This is a genomic window from Bacillota bacterium, assembly GCA_040757085.1.
Classification (GTDB): Bacteria; Bacillota; Sulfobacillia; order JACIYH01; family JACIYH01; genus JACIYH01.
The window spans coordinates 40,708-58,730 of record JBFLXJ010000032.1; the positions used below are offsets into that span (position 1 = coordinate 40,708).

Below are 18,023 nucleotides of genomic sequence, written 5' to 3' on the forward strand. Positions count from 1 at the left end.
GGCCAGCGTGAGGGCGTCGAGGCGGCCTGTCTTCGTGTGCCGCTTCAGCAGGCTGCGGAGGCTGCCGGCCTGGGACTGGTTGGGCAGGAAGACGCGGTGGCCGCGCTCACGATGTCTCTGGAGGCGACCTGGCAGCGGCCGCCTCCGCCTCCGCTCGGGCCCAGCACTCGGCGAGGATCCCCGCCATGTCGTCGGACCTTGCGGGGGTAGGGACGGGAAGCCGAGCGTGGGCTACTCCTTCAGGCGGGGATCGAGCAGGTCGCGCAGCCCATCACCCAGCAAGTTGAATCCCATGACAACGGTGAAGATGGCCAGTCCCGGCCAGGTCGATATCCACCAGTGGCTCATGATATAATCGCGCCCCTCGCTGATCATGACGCCCCATTCCGGGGTAGGTGGCTGCGCGCCGAAACCGATGAAACTGAGCCCTGCCGCAGTGAGGATGACGCCTCCCATGTCCATGGTCATGCGCACCAGGACAGGTGCCAGGCAATTGGGCAGGACGTGGCGCAGCAGAAGGACGTAATGGCCGACGCCCAAAGCGCGGGCGGCCTCGACGAACTCCTTCTCCCGCATGGAAAGCACCTGACCGCGTACCAGGCGCGCATAAACTGGCCACTCAACGACGGCAATCGCTATCATCGTGTTCGTCAGGCTGGGACCGAGCACGGCGGCGATGGCCATGGCCAGGATGAGGGAGGGAAAGGCCAGGAAGATGTCGGCGAGGCGCATGAATGCTTCGTCCACCCAGCCACCGGCATAGCCCGACACCAACCCGATGAGCGTCCCCGCAGTAGCCGATATGCCGGTGACCACCACACCTATCGTGAAGGAGATCCTGGTCCCCACGATGAGGCGACTGAGGATGTCACGTCCCAGGGTGTCGGTACCAAAGGGGTGCTCACGGCTCATGGGGGCGAGTCGGTTGGGCAGGTCCTGGGCCAGGGGATCGTACGGAGCCAGCGCCGGCGCCAGCAGTCCCACGAGCACAAACACCGCCACAATGCCCAGCCCTACCGCGGACAGCGGACTGCGTACTAGCCTCTTCATCAGGGACATCAGTCCATCACCACGGCTTCAGTGGTAGCGGATGCGGGGGTCGAGGAAAATGTATACGATATCGACGGCTAGGTTCGCAAGCGCGTACACCACCGCCGACACCAGCGTTACCCCGAGTACGGCTGGAATGTCCACGTTGAGGACCGAGTTGGTGGCATACCGCCCCATCCCGGGCCACCCGAATATGGTCTCCGTGAGCACGGCGCCTGACAGCAGACTTCCGTACGCCAGACCGATCACCGTGGTGGTCGGAATCAGGGCATTTTTGAGGGCATGTTTGTAAATCACCACACGTTCCGCCAGCCCCTTGGAGCGCGCCGTCCGGATGTAGTCCTGGCGGATCACCTCAAGCATGCTGGAACGGGTCATGCGGGTGATCACCGCGGTGGAGAAGTATCCCAGGCAGAAGGCCGGCAACAGGATATGCTGGGCCGCGCTGGCCAGCGCGGCCCAGTCGCGAGCCAGCAGGGAATCAACGAACAGAAGACCGGTCACCTTGGGTGGCTCGGCCAGCAGAATGTCCAGGCGACCGGTTCCGGGGAGCCAGCCCAGCCTGTAGTACAGCAACAGCAGAAGCAGCAGGGCCATCCAGAAAATGGGCATGGATGCTCCTCCCAGGGCAAATACGCGCGTCACATGGTCAAGAAAGCTGTCCTTTCTTACAGCGGCGATTACCCCCACCGGTATGCCGAGGGCCACTGAGATGATTATGGCCACCGTGGCCAGCTCCATGGTGGCGGGGAAGTAGTCGCGCAGATCGTCGGCCACCGGACGGCGCGTGCGGATAGACACCCCTAGGTCTCCCCGCAGCAACCCGCTCACATATCGCACGTACTGGACGGGGAGGGGTTTGTCCAACCCCCACTCCTTCCGCATTTTCTCGACCACTTCGGGCTTCGCCTTTTCGCCGAGTTTGGCCACGATGGGATCTACGGGGACCACGTTGGTGAGTACGAAGGTCACCAGAGTTATGCCGAAAAGGACCAGCACTAGCAGTGCCAGCCGCCTTACGATAACCGCCTGGAGTCCCATGTCCCCGAACCCGCCTCCTCATGGGGGACGCCATCCCGTAGTCGACGCACAAAGGGGCCGGGGCAGAACCCCAGCCCCGGCCCCCCAAGGCTCACTTGAGATCCAGGGCTGCCAGTTCCGTAGTCCACAGGGAGTTGTACTGGTAGTTGAGGACGCTATCCCGCATGGCAATTGATACGCGTGGCTGGTAGAGGATGGCGTACGGCCCGTTGTGAAGCACGTAGTCAGTCAGTTCCTGGTACAGCTTCAGCCGTTCTTCCGAGGCGAAGGCGGCGGCCGCCTTGTCCACCTTATCGGCCAACTCGTCATTGTAGTAAGAGTTGCGCCAGGCCAGTTGCTTCATACGGTGGTTGGCGAAGGGCTTGGCCAGGGCATCGGGGTCGGGATAGTCGGGACCCCAACCCATGAGCACCATTTGGTGCTTCTGGGCGCGATAGATCTCAAGGAGTGCCGCGCTGGTCATCTCCTTGATCTCCATCGTGATTCCTACCTTGGCCAGGTCGTCCTTCAGCTTGGCGGCGATGTCCCGCCAGTACACGCCGCCGCCCGCCACACCTGAGGAGCACAGGAGTTCTACCTTAAACCCGTTCGGGTATCCCGCCTCGTTCAGCAACTGACGAGCCTTCTCCACATCCCGATGGTAGGGGGTGTCGGGGTTATACCCCTTGTACCCTTTGGGGATGAAGGTCTGCAGGACGATGGCGTTATCCTGAAGCACATGTTTGACCAAGCCCTCGTAATCGATGGCCCAGCGCACGGCATCCCGCACCCGATTGTCCTTGAACGGCTGATACGCTAGGTTCATCCCCAGGTAGTTGATGCCGTCGCCCAGTCCGCGGATGATTTGAAACCCCGCCTTGCCCTCCAGGTCTTTGATCTGCTCCGGGCGCAAGTCCATGGCGATCTGGGCGTCGCCCTTTTCCAGGAGCATCTTCTGGGCGGTGGATTCGGGCACGTGCTTGATGATGACCGTGCTGATGGGAACCTTTCCCTTCCAGTAGTTGGGGTTGGCCTTCAGAACCACCTGGACCTCGGGTTCCCACTTCTCCAGGACATAGGGCCCGTTGCCCGCTGACGCACCAGCCAGGAAGTTCTTGCCCCAGTCGCCCTCCTTCTCGTGCGCCTTGCACACCTTGGGGTCCACAATCGAAGCCACAGGATAGGTCAGGACGGCCAGGAAGGCATCGGGATTGAATTTCTCCTTCAGGGTGATCTGGACCGTGTACTCATCCAGCGCCTTGGTGCTGCCCACCTCCATACCCGTCTGGGTAAGGAGCCACGCCGGCTGGTCGTCGAGGGCAATCACCCGGTCGAAAGAGTAGGCCACCGCCGCCGCATTCACCGGTTCCCCGCTGGGGAACTTCAATCCCTTCTTCAGCTTGAAAGTCCAGACCAGACCGTCGGGGGAAACCTCCCACGACTCGGCCAGTTCCGGCACGGGCTTGCTGAGGTCGCTACCCTCAAACGTCACCAGGTTGTCGTAACACTGATGGGCGGTAAATATGGAGGCCGTCTCAAACGCCACCGCAGGGTCCATTGAGGAAGCGTCACCGACGTCCATGGCGATCACCATGGTCTTCTCCGGCTTAGCCTCCTTGGCCGGGCGTGCGCAGGCCACACCCAGCGACACGACTAATACCAGCGCCAGCCCCAGCGCAATCCAGTTGCGCCCCCACCTGCCGGGTCTTATTACGGCTTCCATGCTGCTCCCCCTTCCCGTGCAGACTCTCCACGCATCCTGCGGGCCACCCTAATGTCTGCGCGAACGACTACTTGGGAGACGCCGCTGCTCCCCCTAGCCGGAGCGCGACCGGCCATATCACCCGGAATCTCCTCGGCCACCGTACCTGGAGCATTCTGTCCCTCCCCTTCCCTCCTCTTCCCTCTCCTCAATTTCACTCAGCCTCCGACTTGTGTAGCTTAGTGGACCTCCTTGTCCCCCCTTTCTACGGCTACTGGCGAGTCCCCAGTTGAGCGACCACTTCGTCTGGGGAACAGGACTGTCCTTTCACCCGCTTAATCAAAAACGAGACCGCTATTCTTGGACAGTGTGGCTAAAACGGTGCGATTCCAGGCGCCAGAGTGCCAGGCCCAGGGCAACTTTCGGCAACATGCGTGGAGCCAGTGGGTCAAATCCGAGGAGGGCTCTGATCCGCTCCATACGGTATTTCACCGTGCCCCTGTGGACGTATAGCTGGCGCGCGGCCACGCTGCGGTTTCCCCCGGCCGTGATCAGCGCCTCCAGTGTGGGCAGCAACCTTGCCTGATGGGCGGCGTCGTAATCGGCCAACGGCTTCACAATCCGTGCGTGCAATTCTCTGGCGCCGCCTGAATCAGCGAGCAGGGAGGCGATGTAGAAAAGCTCTACTTCGTCCCAAAGGTGTAGCTCTCTTTCGGGGTGGATCGTCTTCCCGATGTCGAGCGCGAGCTTAGCCCGGGACCAGCTGTATTTCAGCTTCCCAACGCCCTGAAAGGGTGGTCCGATGCCGCACCAGAAAGGCACGCCGACTGTGTGCTTTAGTGCTTGTAGGATGACGCGGCCGGTAGCCTGCTCTCGGTCGACATCGCCTCCCTGCCCACCCCGAGGGAGGGAGACCACCCGGGGAAAGCATACCACCGTTCCTTCGAAATTCCCCGCGGGTACGCGTTTCTCTCCGGTCTTCTCCAGAAAGGCACCGGCCACCGCTTCTGCGGTTTGCCGCATGAGTTCTACTCTCTCAGCGAGCCCCGCTCCGGGGTGAAAGTGCACCTCAATGACAGCAGCCAGCCTCGACCCTCTCAGCGACCATCCCAGGGCACTGGCATCGCGTTCCAATTCTTCGTCGTCCTTGGCCTGGCCGGATAGGAGGTGGACGAGGAGCTCACTTTGCATCCTCCACGCTGCTTCCGTGGTAACCCGGTGATTCGCCAACGCCAGGGCAACCGCTGCTATCCCCTGTTCGACAGTGACCGCGTCTCCGCCGACGGGCGGCTCGTCAGAGCCCAGAAGAAGAAACCCGAGCAGCCGCCGCTCAACCCAGATAGGATAAGCCCAGCAGGTCCGCCACGCTCCGTCACCGCCAGGGGCAACAGGCCAGCCCACCGCATTGCCCGGTTGAACGTGTCCCTTCGCCAGGGCCGCGGCGATGTCGTGACGGAGGGAAGCTGCCATTGGCACGGAGGATGCCAGAATACTGTGGTCTTCCGTCGCGACGGCGACCGGCCGGCCGCCGAGCGACAGGGATAGCTCCTGCACCAACTCCTGCAGGCTGCGACCGCCCGTGGGACCGCCAGTTAGCGCCAGAGGGGCGCCGTGGCGAACCCCGCCTTCCGCCGGGCCCAGCCGGCGTGCCACCACGGCTTCGATGACAGGAACCATCACCTGCCAGTACGCCACGTCTGGAGGTAACTGTATCACGGGGAAGTCGGCGGCCTCTGCTGCAGGCAGCCAGATTTCTGCGGCAACTCTGACCCCGGGTTTCAGCGCCACCGCTAACCCAGATGCGCCGACGGAAATGAGCTGATCCACCGCCGTGCGCTGTGCCTCCGGATCGTATCTGGTCGCGTAGAAGGTCGTCAGCACCAGCGACCGCGGACGGACCCACCGTGCGCCGTCGGGTGTCTCCAGGACCTCCACCCACTCGACGGGTCGGTCCAGCCCCCGTTCTCCTGCCAACAGCACCGCGCGCCTCAGCACCCCCAGGCCCAGCGCCTCACGCATGGATAACGCCACGGCACCTCTGCCTCCCGGGCTGTGCGACGGATGGACCATCCCTCGTTAGATTTAGTTGTGGCAGGGCCGGGGTCCTGCTTGACCCGCATGCGATCTCGGTGGCTGCCCGTCGCAGCATCAGGGGTGGCCCCCGGGCGTAGGCATAGGGAGGACTACTTGCACCGGGGGGCGGGAGCGTGGAGGGGACACCAGCCTGGCACGCCATCGACGCCGACCAGGTCCTGGCCATGCTGGCAACCCGATGGTCAAACGGGCTTCAGCCGCCGGGAAGCCGCTCCTGGCCCAGTTCGACGACTTCATGTGCCTGGTGTTGTTCGGCGCGACGGCCATCTCCGGGCTCCTGGGGGAGGAACCGTTGATGCACAAGGGCCGGGCGGGGGTTCGCCAGAATGTGGAAGTCGAGACAAGTCCATCTCCAAACCCTTGAGTACCAAGCGTTGAAGAAGCGTTCGTTATCACATCAGCGGCAAGGACCGCCAGATGACGGGAGTGACGGGCCGGACCATACGCGGTCTTCTGCAGACGGACGCCGCCATCAACCCCGGCAACTCCGGGGGACCCTTGCTGAACGCCCGCGGGGAGGTGATCGGCATCAACACGGCCATCGAGAGCCCCGTCAAGGGTTCCGTGGGCATAGGCTTCGCCATCCCCGTGAACACTGTCCGGCGCGTCCTGCCCCTCATGATGAGCGGCACACAGGTGGAACATCCCTGGCTGGGGATCGCCGGCACGGGGATAACCCCGGAGCTGGCCGACCGGTTCCACCTGGGTTCTCGCACGGGGGTGCTGGTGACGGAAGTCATGGAAGGCAGCCCTGCCAGCAGAACGGGTCTGCGGCCGCTTTCAGTCACTCCGTCGGGTCGGCCCCTGGTAGGTGACATCATCACGGCGGTGGATGGCCGTGCGGTGACCTCGGTTGAACCGTGGTTCAATTGAAGGCTACCTTGGGTGCCTGGCCTGAGCGCCTTCTGCGCCAGGGGTCCGCACCCTCGTGGCCCGGGGTGCCCTGAGCCGATGGAGGGCCCATTTGGTGCTTCCGGCACCCGTGCCGCGTCAAATTGGGGGAGAGCGGTGGGCCCGTCTGCCAGCTGTCCCGGTGCGGAGGGGGTGCAGGGGCCCTCAAGTTTCGGTTTTCCCTCACGGAATCTTCACGAAATCTTCAAAGGTGCCGGGTAGAATGGCAACCGAAAGGGTGGAATGCGGGCCGGGCAGGGGAGGTGATAGTGGGAGAAAGCTCGCGGTGAACTGTTCGAGTGGATGCAGAAGTTCTGCCAGGAAGGAGTGGGTTCCAAATTGAGGAAGAAGCTGATCGCACTGGCACTTGCGGTGGTGCTGGTTCTGGGAGTGGCGGGAGTGGCCGCTGCATCCCCGTGGGGCTTCGGGTCGGGGCGCGGCCCCAGGGGTGGTGACCCCGCGGCCTGCGCAAAGGCGATCGCGGATCTGAACCTCACCGACGAGCAGGTGCGCAAGATCCAGGAGATCCAGACCAGCGCTTTTGAGCAGCTGAAGGGGATCCAGGATGCTCTGTTCCAGAAGATGTTCGAGCTCCGGAGCCTCCTGTGGCAGAAGAACGCTGACCAGAATGCCATCGCTGCGAAGCAGGACGAGGTGAGAAAACTGCGGCAGCAGATGTACGAGATCCAGCAGAAGATGCGCGAGCAGATGAATAGCGTCTTAACCCAGGACCAGCTCAACAAGCTGAACCAGGCGAGGGGATGCGGACACGGGCATGGTCGGGGCCAGCGGGGCGGTTTCCGCGGTACACCTCCCTCCGGGAACGGCCCCACGGCACCGAACAGTGCTCCGTCTCCGTTTTGATTGCCGCCGGCCGGGCCCACGGTAATGTCCCGTTGGCCGGTCGGCGGCTTGGCACGGTGGAGGGCCGGGAGGGGTTGCCTTCCCGGCCCTGATGGCGCGGGGGATGACCCCCGGAGAGCTGGCCCCACCGGGCACCGCTGCCGGGATGGCAGTAGGGGGGAGACCGATGGGCGAGCTGATCCTGGTGGTGGAGGACGAACCCAAGATCCGGGAAATCGTGCGGGCCTACCTCCAGCGGGACGGTTTTTCAGTAGAGGAAGCCGAAGACGGGGAGGAGGCACTCAGGAAAGCAAAGGAGGTCAGCCCACAGCTGGTGATACTTGACCTCATGCTCCCGGGTGTGGACGGATGGGAGGTTTGTCGCCAGATCCGCAGGACCTCCGACGTCCCCATAATCATGCTCACCGCCCGGGGGGAAGAGGCCGACCGGGTGGCGGGGCTGGAACTGGGAGCAGACGACTACGTGCCCAAACCCTTCAGCCCCCGGGAGCTGGTGGCGCGCGTCAAAGCTGTGCTGAGGAGAACCCGGCCCGAGCGGGAGAAGGGGCAGGTCCTGCAGTACGGGGACCTGGTGATCGACCTCGCCTGCCGCAGCGTGGTGTGCCGGGGTTGCGAAGTATCCCTTACTCCCAGGGAATTCGACCTGCTCTGGTTCCTGGCGAAGTCTCCCGGGAGGGTTTTCACGCGGGAGACCTTGCTGCAGCAGGTCTGGGGGTACGAGTACTTGGGCGACACGAGAACCGTCGACGCCCACGTCAAGAACCTCAGGGAGAAACTGGGTCCGGTGGGCGGCCAGTTCATCAGGACGGTGTGGGGAGTGGGGTACAAGTTCGAGGCTCGCGGTACGGGGTAACCCGACCGGGCGGGTGAATGCGGATGCCGAGGACCCTGCTGGGCAAGCTGTTTGTATCTTACGTGGTGGTAATCGCGGTTACGCTCGCGGTCGTGGGAGTCCTGTTGCCGCGGCTTTTCTCCGACTACTTTCTCTCCGCCAGGGAAGCGGAGCTGGTGCGGAAGGGCGAAGAAATCGCGCGGGCCATGGCGCTCCTGGGAGGGAGCGAGCTACGGCCCCCGGAGCAGGTGTGGCTGCAGGCGATGGACCGCTTCCTGGACGCCAGGCTCTTCGTGGTGGGCACCGACGGGCTGATCCTGGCGAGCACCTCGGGCCATGCACCCAGGGGAACCAGGATTTCGGCTGCTGAAGCCGGAGCTCTGCTGAGGGGATGCGTGGTGAAGAGGCGGGGGTTCGATCCCAGGTTCGGCGAGCCCATGGTGTCGGTGGCGGTTCCGCTCGAGATCGGTGGTCGGCCGGCGGGAGGCGTGGTCCTCAGTGCACCGGTGGCGGGGCTGAGCGCCACCGTCCAGGCGGTCAGGCGTCTTATGGTCTACGCAGCCGGTGGTGCCCTCTTGGTGGCTGCGCTGGCCGGATATGCCCTCTCGCGCTCGATCTCCCGACCCGTGCAAGAGATGAGCCGGGCTGCCGTAGAAATGGCAAAGGGCAACTTCCGGCAAAAGCTGGCGGTTACCTCGGACGATGAAATCGGGCAGCTTGCCGCAAACTTCAACCACCTGGCTGCCGCGCTCGACCGAACCGTGAGCGCGCTGGCTGAGGAGAAGGCCAGGATCGAGAACATCCTCGCCAACATGGCGGAGGGTGTGTTGGCCACCGATGGCGAGGGGAGGCTGCTGCTGGCCAACCCCAGAGCACGCCGCGCACTGGGGATCAGCGAGGAGGCCCTGGGGCGGCACGTGGGTGAGTTCGGACAGAGCGGTGCCCTGGCCGACCTCGTGTCCGGAGTGCTTGCCTCGGGCATGTCAGACGCAGTCGAATTCACGCTGGTGGAAAGGTTCATGGTGGCACACGCCTCGCCCCTCACCAGCGCTGGAGGAGCAACCTCGGGCTGTGTGGTCGTCTTCCAGGACGTGACGGAACTCACCAGGCTGGAGCAGCTCAGGAGGGAGCTCTTGGCCGACGTGTCGCACGAGCTGAGGACGCCCCTGACATCCATCCAGGGCTTCGTAGAAGCCCTCAGGGACGGCGTGGTGGAGGACGAGGAAACACGCAGGAGGTACCTGGCGACCATCCACGAGGAGGTTGTCCGCTTGAGCCGCCTCGTCCGCGACCTGCTCGACCTGTCTTTGATGCAGACGGGTAACACCGCCTGGACGCTGGCGCCGGTTGACGTGGGGGCCGTGGTGGGGCGGGTGGCCGCCCGGTTCGCCCCCGAAGCAACGGAAAAGGGAATAACGCTTGTGGCAGACGTCACCGGCATCCTGCCCCCCGTTCTGGGCAACGAAGACCGGATCGAGCAGGCAGTCGAGAACCTGCTTTCCAACGCAGTGAAGTTCACGCCCCCGGGGGGCCGGATCGAGGTCAGCGTGGCGGAACAGGGGGCGGAGGTCAGGGTGAGCGTCAGGGACACGGGTCCGGGCATCCCCGGGGAAGACCTCCCCCGGATCTGGGAGCGCTTCTACCGCGTGGAGAAGTCGCGTGCCCGCTCGCACGGAGGCGCCGGGCTGGGACTCGCAATAGTGAAGCAGATTGTGGAGGCACACGGGGGAGCCGTGGCGGCAGAGAGCGAGCCTGGAGCGGGTTCTGTGTTCACCCTTACACTGCCCGTAGCCGGGCCCGCACGGGGTTTTAAGCAGTCGCTTGCAGAAGAACCATGCTAGCAGCAGTGGCCGGTTCGCTAGAGAAGGCAAAGCCGTGCACACCGACCAGGTACTGGCAGAACTTGATAACCTCAGGGGTAGCCCTGGAACAGATCGGAGGAAGCCGGCCCTACAGGGCGCCGGCTGCGGAGCGGGTGGCGAAATCCGGGCAAAGGAGGCTATGAGGTGAGGAAAACGGGGACGATCCGCAAGGTGGCAGTGTGGGTGCTGGTCGTCATGCTCCTGGCAGGGGGCGGCTGGTGGTGGTGGCAGAGGGGCCGGGTGGCCCAGACCCAGCCCGGCTTTGTCACCGTCCCCGTGCGCCGGGGAGATCTGGTCCTGGCCGTGGAGGGTTCCGGCCCCGTGCAGCCCGTGGCGAACACGGTGGTGCAGGCAGCGGTAGGCGGAACCGTGGCGGAGGTGCTGGTGAAGGAGGGCCAGCGGGTCAGGGCAGGGGATATCCTGGTCCGCCTGGACGATTCCTCCGCCCGAACCGCCCTTGAGCAGGCCCGGCTCGACCTGGAGTCGGCTCGCCTGCGGCTGGCCTCCATGCGCAGGCCACCCACGGAGGCAGAGCTTGCCTCCGCCCGCGCAGCCCTCACCACCGCAGAAGCGCAGCTGGCCCAGCGGCGGGAGGAGCAGGCGGCGCTGGAAGTGGTTTCGCCAGGGAACGGTCAGGTCCTGGACTGCGCGGTTGCCACGGGAGACGCTGTGACGCCCGGAACGCTCCTGTGCCGGGTGGCTGACCTGAGCCGCCTTAAGGGCGTTTTTTCCGTGGATCAGGTTCACGCCCGGTATGTGGAACCGGGAGATTTCGTGGACGTGAGTGTGAGCGCCATCACGGGGAACCTGGTGGGCTGCCGGGTGGAAAGCGTCTCCCGGGAGGCCACCGTCTCCGGGTCGCGCGGCTACTTCCAGGTGACCGTGGCATTGCCGGGTACGAGCGGACTCATGCCCGGCATGAGCGCCACCATGACCTTCGAGGGGGCCTGGGGGCCGGCCAGTGCCAGCGGCCAGATCCAGGCGGCCGAGGAGTGGCAGGTGCGGGCGCGGGTGTCGGGGAAGGTCGGGTCGCTGGCGGTGAAGGAAGGGGATGGGGTGACGGCCGGTCAGGTGCTGATGCGACTCGAGAACACCGCCCTGGCCGCCCAGATCGCGCAGGCGGAGGCTCAGGTCAAGTCGGCCCGGGAGGAACTGGCTCGTCTCCTGGCAGGCGGTACCGTGGCCAAGAGCGAAGACATCGCTGCCCAGGAGCTGGCAGTGGAGCGCGCTCGGCTCGCGGTGGAGGAGAGGGAACGGGCCCTGGCCGACCTGGTGATCAGGGCCCCATGCGACGGCATGGTGGTCAGGCTGGGGTCATCGACCGGAACGGGCGGGGCCTCCGGTGGTGGGACGGGAACTTCAGAGGGAGCCAGTGGATTGCGGGCGGGGGACCGCCTGGCTGCCGGGGCGCAGGTGGCCATCATCTGGAGTGATACCTCCTATCAGGTCGAGGTGCCAGTAGATGAACTGGACGTGGCCCGGCTGCAGGTCGGAATGCCGGCTGAGGTGAAGGTGGCCGCCCTGGGCCAGGGGCTCCTGCCCGGCCGGGTGACCCGGGTGGCCCTGGAAGGGGTGGTCAAGGACGGCATCACCACCTATCCCGTGACGGTGGTGGTTGACTCCGTTCCGGGCTTGAGGGTGGGGATGAACGCCGATGTGCGTATCGAGGTGGAGCGCCGGGAAGGTGTGCTATACTTACCCGTTGAGGCCGTGCGCAGCCAGGGCGGGCGGCAGGTTGTGATGGTCCTCGAAGGGGGACAGCCGCGGCCCGTGGTGGTGGAGACCGGCCTGCGCACGGAGACGGCAGTGGAGATCCGCCAGGGGCTCGAGGAAGGTCAGGCGGTGGTGATATCCACATCACAAAGGGCAGGGCAGGAAGCGAGGCCCGGGATGTTCCCCTTCTTCCCCGGGCAAATGCAGCCCCGCACGCCGGGGCAATCGGCACCGCGTGCAACACCCGGGGGTGGGCGTTGATGCTTATCTCGCTACAGGGCGTAACGCGGGTGTACCGGGTGGGGCATGTGGAAGTACCTGCGCTGCGCGGACTTGACCTGGAGATCGACCGGGGTGAGATGGTCGCCATCATGGGGCCTTCGGGATCGGGCAAGTCCACTCTCCTCTACATCATGGGCTGCCTCGACCGTCCCACCGCAGGCCGGTATCTCCTGGCCGGGGACGACGTGGGGAAGAAGAGTGACAACCAGCTGGCGGATATCCGCAACCGCCGCGTGGGCTTTGTGTTCCAGAACTACTACCTTCTGCCTCGCCTCTCGGCCCTGGCCAACGTGGAGATCCCCCTCATCTACCGGGGCGTGCCCGGGGCGGAACGGAGGAGGCTTGCCCGGCAGGCCCTGGAGGCGGTGGGCCTGGGTGACCGCACCCACCATTTCCCCAACCAGCTTTCCGGAGGGGAACAGCAGCGGGTGGCCATCGCCCGCGCCCTGGTGGGGTCCCCCGACATCATCCTGGCGGACGAGCCCACCGGCAACCTGGACACGGCCACCGGTCGGCAGATCCTGGGAATCCTGCAGGGACTCAACGAGAAGGGCATCACGGTGGTCCTGGTCACCCACGACCCGGGCATAGGCAAGGCCGCCCGGCGGGTGGTGCGGCTGCTGGACGGCCGCATCGTAGGGGACGGGGGTGGTGAAGGTGCTTCAGGATAGCCTGCGCAGCGCTCTGGTGTCTCTTTGGGCGCACCGGCTGCGTTCGTTCCTCACCATGCTGGGGGTGATCATCGGGGTAGCCGCGGTGATCGCCCTGGTATCCATCGGGGAGGGGGCCCGCCGGGAGGTGGTGGGGCAGATCCAGGGCATGGGCACCGACCTGGTGATGGTGATGGCCCGGGACGTGCGCCTGCAGGCGGATGATGCCCGGCTCATCGCCCAGCGCGTGCCCGGTGTGGCGGCCGCCAGCCCCGTGGTCAGCGCCAGCCTGCCTGTGAAGCGGGGGAACCTGAGCACCGACCCCGACAACCCCACCATAGAGGGGGTGTGGCCCGAATACGCCTTCATCCGGAACCTCAGCGTGACCGAGGGCCGGTTCCTGCGGCCGGAGGACGAGCAGGGGAGGCGGAGGGTGGCCGTACTCGGCCCCACCGTGGTCGCCACCCTGTTCGAGAGCGGCAGCCAGGCCGTGGGCCAAACAGTGTCCATCGCCGGGCAGACGTTCACCGTGGTGGGCGTGCTGGCCAGCCGGGGCCAGTCGCTGGGGACGGATAACGACAACGTGGTCATGGTTCCCCTGTCCGCCGCGCAGCGCCTGACGGGGACCACCCGCATCCGCAGCATCTGGGTGAAGGCGGACTCGCCCGACGCCGGCCCGACCGTGCGCGATCTCATCACCTCCCTGCTGGAAGACAGGTACCGGCGGGAAGGGGTGGTGATGGCCACCAGCATGGAGGAGGCCATCAGCGTCCTGGGCCAGGCCATGAATACCCTCACGCTGCTGCTGGCGTCCATCGCGGGCGTGTCCCTGGTGGTGGGGGGTATCGGCATCATGAACATCATGCTGGTGTCGGTGACCGAGCGCACCAGGGAAATCGGGCTGCGCAAGGCGCTGGGTGCCAAGCGCGCCCACATCGTGCAGCAGTTCCTGCTGGAGGCGGTCATCCTTTCCCTCATCGGGGGGGCTGTGGGTATCGCCTGCGGTGCGGCCGGTGCCTGGGGGGTGTCGAGGCTGGCGGGGTGGCCCATGGCCCTTTCCCTGGAGACGGTGCTGCTGGCCTGCCTGTTTGCGGCCGCGGTAGGGGCCTTCTTCGGCCTCTTCCCTGCCCTGCGTGCCGCGAACCAGGACCCCATCCGTGCCCTCCGCTACGAGTAGTCTGCCTCCAGCCTCAGGCCGGTCCTGGTTCTGATCGCGGAGAGCCATGGCCGGGTTCCCCCATTGGGCACGGCTTCCAGCGGTACTCGCCTGACGTGGGAGCGTCCGGCCATACCGGCGCTTACCGGGCTTCAGCGGCCATCAGGAAAGTTGTGCTAAAATAGAAATAGGACACCCGGTGCGGAGGGGCAGCAGTTGTCGAGGTTTACGGTGGCGCGGGAGATATTTGACCTGTTTCCGGACGTATGCATCGGCGTGGTGGTAGCCGAAGGTGTCGACAATCGGGGCGAAGACGGGGAGATCAGGAACCTGGTGCGGGTCCATGCCCTGGCGCTTTCCGAAGAGCTGGGAGGATCGGACGTGCGCGAACACCCGCACGTGGCGGTGTGGCGCGAGGCCTTTCGCAAGCTTGGTCTTAACCCCAACAAGTTTACCAGCTCCATCGAGGCCTTAGCGAGGCGCATCGCCAAGAAGCCAGAGCTGCCGGTTATCAATAAAGTAGTGGACCTGGTAAACGCCCTCTCGCTCAAGTACATTCTCCCCATGGGCGCCCACGATCTGGACGTTCTGCCAGGGGACATCGAGGTTCGCTTTGCCCGGCCGGACGATGTTTTCATTCCCTTTGGCTCCACTGAGCCGGAAGCGGTGGACGTGAGTGAGGTAGTCTACGTTACGGGGAACCAAGTCCGCACCCGCAAGTGGGTGTGGCGCCAGGGCGAGATGGCCAAGGTGGTGGAGGAATCGAGGCGAATCTTTTTCCCTATCGACGCTTTTTACAGCGTCACCGACCACGCGGCGAAGGCGGCGCGTTCCGAACTGGCCGCCCTGCTCGAACGGTTCTGCGGGGCCCGGACGCGCATGTTCTGGGTGGACAGAGATAACCCGAGCGCGGAACTCGATTAAGAACAAGAATAGATGGCAGCATTGGAGCGCGTCAAGCTTGATGCGGACGGGACCGAAACCAGACACGGAGCCTCGAGGGCTTGGCTTTGTTGTGATTTTCGTATAATGCGGGACTAAAGGATTGCTGTCCTCTACATAGACACTGGTGACCAGGAGCAGAACTGGGGCCTGTGGCAGGAGGCGATGGTCGAAGCGATGGACCGGCTGGTAAAGGCCCTGAAGCCCCACATCCAGCAATTGCCCGCATGACCGAGGAAATGCCTCCTCCAACCAGACCCTAGCCCGTGGTCGAAGGAGCGATTGGGCAACGCAGAGGGTGGACGAGATGCTCAGGGCATCCGCCCGCAAGGGGAAGGAAAAATGATTCGGGGCGCGAAGGTTAGCAGCCCGTCAGCAACCCGCCCCGAACCCCTGCGCTGCCGCATCCTGTCAGTCCGGAAACCTTTGCCGCTCTAGAAATTCATGGTGGGCGGCGCAGGACTCGAACCTACGACCTCTTGAATGTGAGTCAAGCGCTCTGCCACTGAGCTAGCCGCCCACCCAAACCTGGTGGCCCCAAGGGGAGTCGAACCCCTACTGCCGGCTTGAAAGGCCGGTGTCTTAGCCGTTAGACCATGGGGCCGCACGACACAGCCCTCATTATAAGCCGGTCGATTTCACTTTTCAACTGGTGGGCCCGGAGGGGCACGATCCCCCAACCAGCCGCTTATGAGGCGGATGCTCTGCCAATTGAGCTACGGGCCCACCTCACCTCTATCATTATACCGTGTCTATGGCCGAGCGCAAGCCCGGGGCGGGCAGTCAGTCATGTTGTGCGGCTTCGTCCACCATGCTTACCAGGATGGCGTGGACTTCGCGGGCTACGGTCTCCAGTTACGCTTCGGGGAAGAACCGGGCCAGCACGGTTGGCTGCAGGTCAGTTAAAGGTGGTGCCGTCTCGGACGAAGACGTTGATCTTGGGCGGCATCATGAGCGAGACCGAGACGTCCGTGCATGGCCTGGGCGTCGTGCACGTGCTGCACCCGCATGCCTTTCTCGGCGACCTTGCGCTCGACGGCCTCACCGAACGCCTTTTGCAGTGCGGACGGTGTAGGCGAGGGGATAATCCGCCCGTGTGCCTCCTTGCAGTGAGAATGCCGGATGCTGCCGGGATTTAGCTGAGCAGCCCGTCCACCAGTATGCGCTTCCAGGGGCCAATGCCCCACAGCGAGATCTTCAGCCCGTCGCGTCCCACACGGGCATCTTTGGCCAGATAGACCTTCAGACCGTCGACCTGGAACTCACGATACCTCTGGACATCCTGGGGGGCGCCTGCAAACACGGCAGGCTGGTAGGTCATGCCCCCTCAGCCAGCGCATAATTCCATCTGGACCGTGATGGCGTCGGTCCGCGACTTCAGGTAACTGAGCGCTTCGGGTGTCACATCGACCTGCATCGCTGCAGCCTCCCGTGCGTTTTCCTCCAGTATAGTAAGGGTCGCTGGTGTTGTCAATTGCGCAATTGCTGAAGTCCTGAAGGCGCCAGGGCCATCAGGGGAAGGCGGGGGAGATCCAGCGAAGCAGGCAGGCGTAGGTGGCCCGGCCGGCCAGCATTTGCAGGGTGCGGCGGAAGGGCTCGTCGTGCCGAAAGTAAATCTCCATTAGCGGCGGGGAGACGGTGGAGCAGCATGAGCATGAGGCGGCCCATGGTCAGTTGCGGTCCGAAGGCGGCCCAGGTGGCGGGGGTAACGGGCGAGATCGGCGCGAGCGGGGAGGTGCCCCGTTCCAGGCAATCGGCGATGAGGCGAGCGGCCCCGCCATCAGCCTGCTCTCCCCGTACGCCGGTTTCGGGGTGGGCACTATGACGGCCGCCATTTGTCACATGTGCGAGGGGGAGCTCCACGAGAGGGTCTGCCGCGGTGACCCGGGCATCACCGCGTAGCCGGGCGGCTGCCCTGGCGAAGGATTTGGTTTCCCGCCGTGGAAGTAGGTGGGCATGAAGGAGCACGTAGTTGAGCTGCTGCGGGAGGGCGACTGGGATGGGCTGGTCCATGCCGTGCGGGTGCGCAGTGTGACATGGAGTCAGCTCATACGCGCCCTGTACCTCGAGGACGAGCTCGTGGGGTGGCGGGCCGTGGAGGGTTTCGGGCGCGACATCGGGGAACTGGTGACAGCAGAGACGGATACCTGCCGGGAGATGCTCCGGCGTCTCCTCTGGGCGATGAACGAAGAGTCGGGGAGCAGCGGCCGCCGTTTGCCGGCCGCCCTGGGGGAGGCTGTGGCCCGGGCACCGGGCGTTTTCGGGGACTACGCCCTGACGCTCCTGGGACCGCTCGAGGAGCCCTTTCTGCAGGCGGCCGCGGCCTGGGGTTTGGGCCGCATCGCGCAGGTGCGTCAAGACCTGGTGCGGGAGGCGGTGGCTGCCCTGCGTCTGCTCCTCGACAGCCCGGACCCTGCCGTCCGCGGCCACGGGGCGTGGGCGCTGGGCGAGATGGGGGTGCAGGATGCGGCCAAGGAACTGGCGTCCCTGGCGAATGATACCGGCACCGTGAACATTTATCTCGACGGTCGCCTGAGTAGGACCACGGTGGGGGCGCTGGCCCGCGCCGCCCGGGCCAGGCTGCAGGCTGCCCGGCCCTCGTAATTCGCAGTGTTCCTGCGGCGTGCCATGCCAACCAGAGCCGGAGTAACCCGGGTACGGAAACGCGCAGGGCCCGGTTCCCCGGGCCCAGGAAATGATCTGGCTCCTCGAGCAGGACTCGAACCTGCAACCCCCCGGTTAACAGCCGGGTGCTCTACCATTGAGCTATCGAGGAGCGTACCGGCATTCTGCTGTTACGCGCTTATTATATCCGGCGCGCTTTGAGGCGTCAACACCTCGCGTTGCCTCACGTAAAAAGTACTCGAAGCGAGGTCGTTGCCTCAAAACCAAAAGGTACTCGAAGGAGGCGACGGCCAGATGTTTCGAAGCCTAGACCATCCGGAATCGACGGGGGATGGTCAAA

General features: G+C 64.8%; 16 protein-coding genes and 4 tRNA genes. 11 read left to right on the forward strand and 9 right to left on the reverse strand.

What is annotated here, in order from left to right; all coding sequences use genetic code 11:
• Positions 1 to 231 precede the first annotated feature (231 nt).
• The 4 genes from nikC to AB1446_12445 all read right to left on the reverse strand — a co-directional run bounded on the left by nikC (position 232) and on the right by AB1446_12445 (position 5,803).
• Positions 232 to 1,059 (reverse strand): nickel transporter permease, encoded by an 828-nt coding sequence (nikC, locus tag AB1446_12430; GenBank protein ID MEW6547697.1) that lies wholly within the window; start codon positions 1,057 to 1,059, stop codon positions 232 to 234.
• An 18-nt stretch (positions 1,060 to 1,077) separates the two neighbouring features.
• Positions 1,078 to 2,091 carry an ABC transporter permease gene (locus AB1446_12435; protein MEW6547698.1) on the reverse strand — a complete coding sequence of 338 codons (1,014 nt, stop codon included), beginning with the start codon at positions 2,089 to 2,091 and terminating at the stop codon, positions 1,078 to 1,080.
• 91 nt (positions 2,092 to 2,182) lie between these two features.
• Entirely contained in the window at positions 2,183 to 3,793 is a 1,611-nt protein-coding gene (locus tag AB1446_12440; protein ID MEW6547699.1) for an ABC transporter substrate-binding protein, read from the reverse strand.
• Between the two features lie 333 nt (positions 3,794 to 4,126).
• On the reverse strand, positions 4,127 to 5,803 hold the full coding sequence (locus tag AB1446_12445) for a PucR family transcriptional regulator ligand-binding domain-containing protein (GenBank protein ID MEW6547700.1): 1,677 nt from the start codon (positions 5,801 to 5,803) through the stop codon (positions 4,127 to 4,129).
• A 241-nt stretch (positions 5,804 to 6,044) separates the two neighbouring features.
• Between AB1446_12445 and AB1446_12450 the strand changes: the two genes are divergently transcribed.
• The 9 genes from AB1446_12450 to AB1446_12490 all read left to right on the forward strand — a co-directional run bounded on the left by AB1446_12450 (position 6,045) and on the right by AB1446_12490 (position 15,040).
• Positions 6,045 to 6,230, forward strand: coding sequence for a hypothetical protein (locus AB1446_12450; protein MEW6547701.1), 186 nt, complete (start codon positions 6,045 to 6,047; stop codon positions 6,228 to 6,230).
• A gap of 53 nt (positions 6,231 to 6,283) precedes the next feature.
• Positions 6,284 to 6,739, forward strand: a complete 456-nt coding sequence (locus tag AB1446_12455; GenBank protein ID MEW6547702.1) for a trypsin-like serine protease — start codon at positions 6,284 to 6,286, stop codon at positions 6,737 to 6,739.
• Positions 6,740 to 7,096: 357 nt separating this feature from the next.
• On the forward strand, positions 7,097 to 7,621 hold the full coding sequence (locus AB1446_12460) for a Spy/CpxP family protein refolding chaperone (protein ID MEW6547703.1): 525 nt from the start codon (positions 7,097 to 7,099) through the stop codon (positions 7,619 to 7,621).
• Positions 7,622 to 7,787: 166 nt separating this feature from the next.
• A complete protein-coding gene (locus AB1446_12465; GenBank protein MEW6547704.1) occupies positions 7,788 to 8,474 on the forward strand; it encodes a response regulator transcription factor in 687 nt (228 codons plus the stop codon).
• Between the two features lie 23 nt (positions 8,475 to 8,497).
• Positions 8,498 to 10,294 carry an ATP-binding protein gene (locus AB1446_12470; protein MEW6547705.1) on the forward strand — a complete coding sequence of 599 codons (1,797 nt, stop codon included), beginning with the start codon at positions 8,498 to 8,500 and terminating at the stop codon, positions 10,292 to 10,294.
• Positions 10,295 to 10,459: 165 nt separating this feature from the next.
• Positions 10,460 to 12,289 carry an efflux RND transporter periplasmic adaptor subunit gene (locus AB1446_12475; protein ID MEW6547706.1) on the forward strand — a complete coding sequence of 610 codons (1,830 nt, stop codon included), beginning with the start codon at positions 10,460 to 10,462 and terminating at the stop codon, positions 12,287 to 12,289.
• Positions 12,289 to 12,981 (forward strand): ABC transporter ATP-binding protein, encoded by a 693-nt coding sequence (locus tag AB1446_12480; GenBank protein MEW6547707.1) that lies wholly within the window; start codon positions 12,289 to 12,291, stop codon positions 12,979 to 12,981. The genes AB1446_12475 and AB1446_12480 overlap by 1 nt, the downstream gene beginning before the upstream one ends.
• Entirely contained in the window at positions 12,962 to 14,137 is a 1,176-nt protein-coding gene (locus AB1446_12485; GenBank protein ID MEW6547708.1) for an ABC transporter permease, read from the forward strand. Before AB1446_12480 ends, AB1446_12485 begins: the two co-directional genes overlap by 20 nt.
• Before the next feature lie 195 nt (positions 14,138 to 14,332).
• Positions 14,333 to 15,040 carry a phenylalanine--tRNA ligase beta subunit-related protein gene (locus tag AB1446_12490; protein MEW6547709.1) on the forward strand — a complete coding sequence of 236 codons (708 nt, stop codon included), beginning with the start codon at positions 14,333 to 14,335 and terminating at the stop codon, positions 15,038 to 15,040.
• Between the two features lie 463 nt (positions 15,041 to 15,503).
• Here AB1446_12490 and AB1446_12495 read toward each other — a convergent pair.
• The 4 genes from AB1446_12495 to AB1446_12510 all read right to left on the reverse strand — a co-directional run bounded on the left by AB1446_12495 (position 15,504) and on the right by AB1446_12510 (position 16,379).
• Positions 15,504 to 15,578 (reverse strand) — tRNA-Val (locus AB1446_12495).
• Positions 15,579 to 15,587: 9 nt separating this feature from the next.
• Positions 15,588 to 15,662 (reverse strand) — tRNA-Glu (locus tag AB1446_12500).
• 46 nt (positions 15,663 to 15,708) lie between these two features.
• Positions 15,709 to 15,784: transfer RNA gene (locus tag AB1446_12505), tRNA-Ile, on the reverse strand.
• A gap of 409 nt (positions 15,785 to 16,193) precedes the next feature.
• Complete coding sequence (locus AB1446_12510) at positions 16,194 to 16,379, reverse strand: CC/Se motif family (seleno)protein (GenBank protein ID MEW6547710.1); 186 nt, start codon at positions 16,377 to 16,379, stop codon at positions 16,194 to 16,196.
• 317 nt (positions 16,380 to 16,696) lie between these two features.
• Here AB1446_12510 and AB1446_12515 point away from each other — a divergent pair, with 317 nt between their 5' ends.
• Positions 16,697 to 16,960 (forward strand): hypothetical protein, encoded by a 264-nt coding sequence (locus AB1446_12515; protein MEW6547711.1) that lies wholly within the window; start codon positions 16,697 to 16,699, stop codon positions 16,958 to 16,960.
• 54 nt (positions 16,961 to 17,014) lie between these two features.
• Positions 17,015 to 17,662: a DVU0298 family protein gene (locus AB1446_12520; GenBank protein MEW6547712.1), complete on the forward strand. Its 648-nt coding sequence runs from the start codon at positions 17,015 to 17,017 to the stop codon at positions 17,660 to 17,662.
• A gap of 97 nt (positions 17,663 to 17,759) precedes the next feature.
• Here the strand turns inward: AB1446_12520 and AB1446_12525 are convergent.
• Positions 17,760 to 17,834 (reverse strand) — tRNA-Asn (locus AB1446_12525).
• Positions 17,835 to 18,023: the final 189 nt, after the last annotated feature.

Coding starts and splice junctions, on each gene's coding strand:
- nikC (MEW6547697.1), bottom strand. CDS start 1,059: ATGTCCCTGATGAAGAGGCTAGTACGCAGTCCGCTGTCCGCGGTAGGG.
- AB1446_12510 (MEW6547710.1), bottom strand. CDS start 16,379: ATGACCTACCAGCCTGCCGTGTTTGCAGGCGCCCCCCAGGATGTCCAG.
- AB1446_12440 (MEW6547699.1), bottom strand. CDS start 3,793: ATGGAAGCCGTAATAAGACCCGGCAGGTGGGGGCGCAACTGGATTGCG.
- AB1446_12520 (MEW6547712.1), top strand. CDS start 17,015: ATGAAGGAGCACGTAGTTGAGCTGCTGCGGGAGGGCGACTGGGATGGG.
- AB1446_12470 (MEW6547705.1), top strand. CDS start 8,498: ATGCCGAGGACCCTGCTGGGCAAGCTGTTTGTATCTTACGTGGTGGTA.
- AB1446_12465 (MEW6547704.1), top strand. CDS start 7,788: ATGGGCGAGCTGATCCTGGTGGTGGAGGACGAACCCAAGATCCGGGAA.
- AB1446_12480 (MEW6547707.1), top strand. CDS start 12,289: ATGCTTATCTCGCTACAGGGCGTAACGCGGGTGTACCGGGTGGGGCAT.
- AB1446_12450 (MEW6547701.1), top strand. CDS start 6,045: ATGGTCAAACGGGCTTCAGCCGCCGGGAAGCCGCTCCTGGCCCAGTTC.
- AB1446_12435 (MEW6547698.1), bottom strand. CDS start 2,091: ATGGGACTCCAGGCGGTTATCGTAAGGCGGCTGGCACTGCTAGTGCTG.
- AB1446_12455 (MEW6547702.1), top strand. CDS start 6,284: ATGACGGGAGTGACGGGCCGGACCATACGCGGTCTTCTGCAGACGGAC.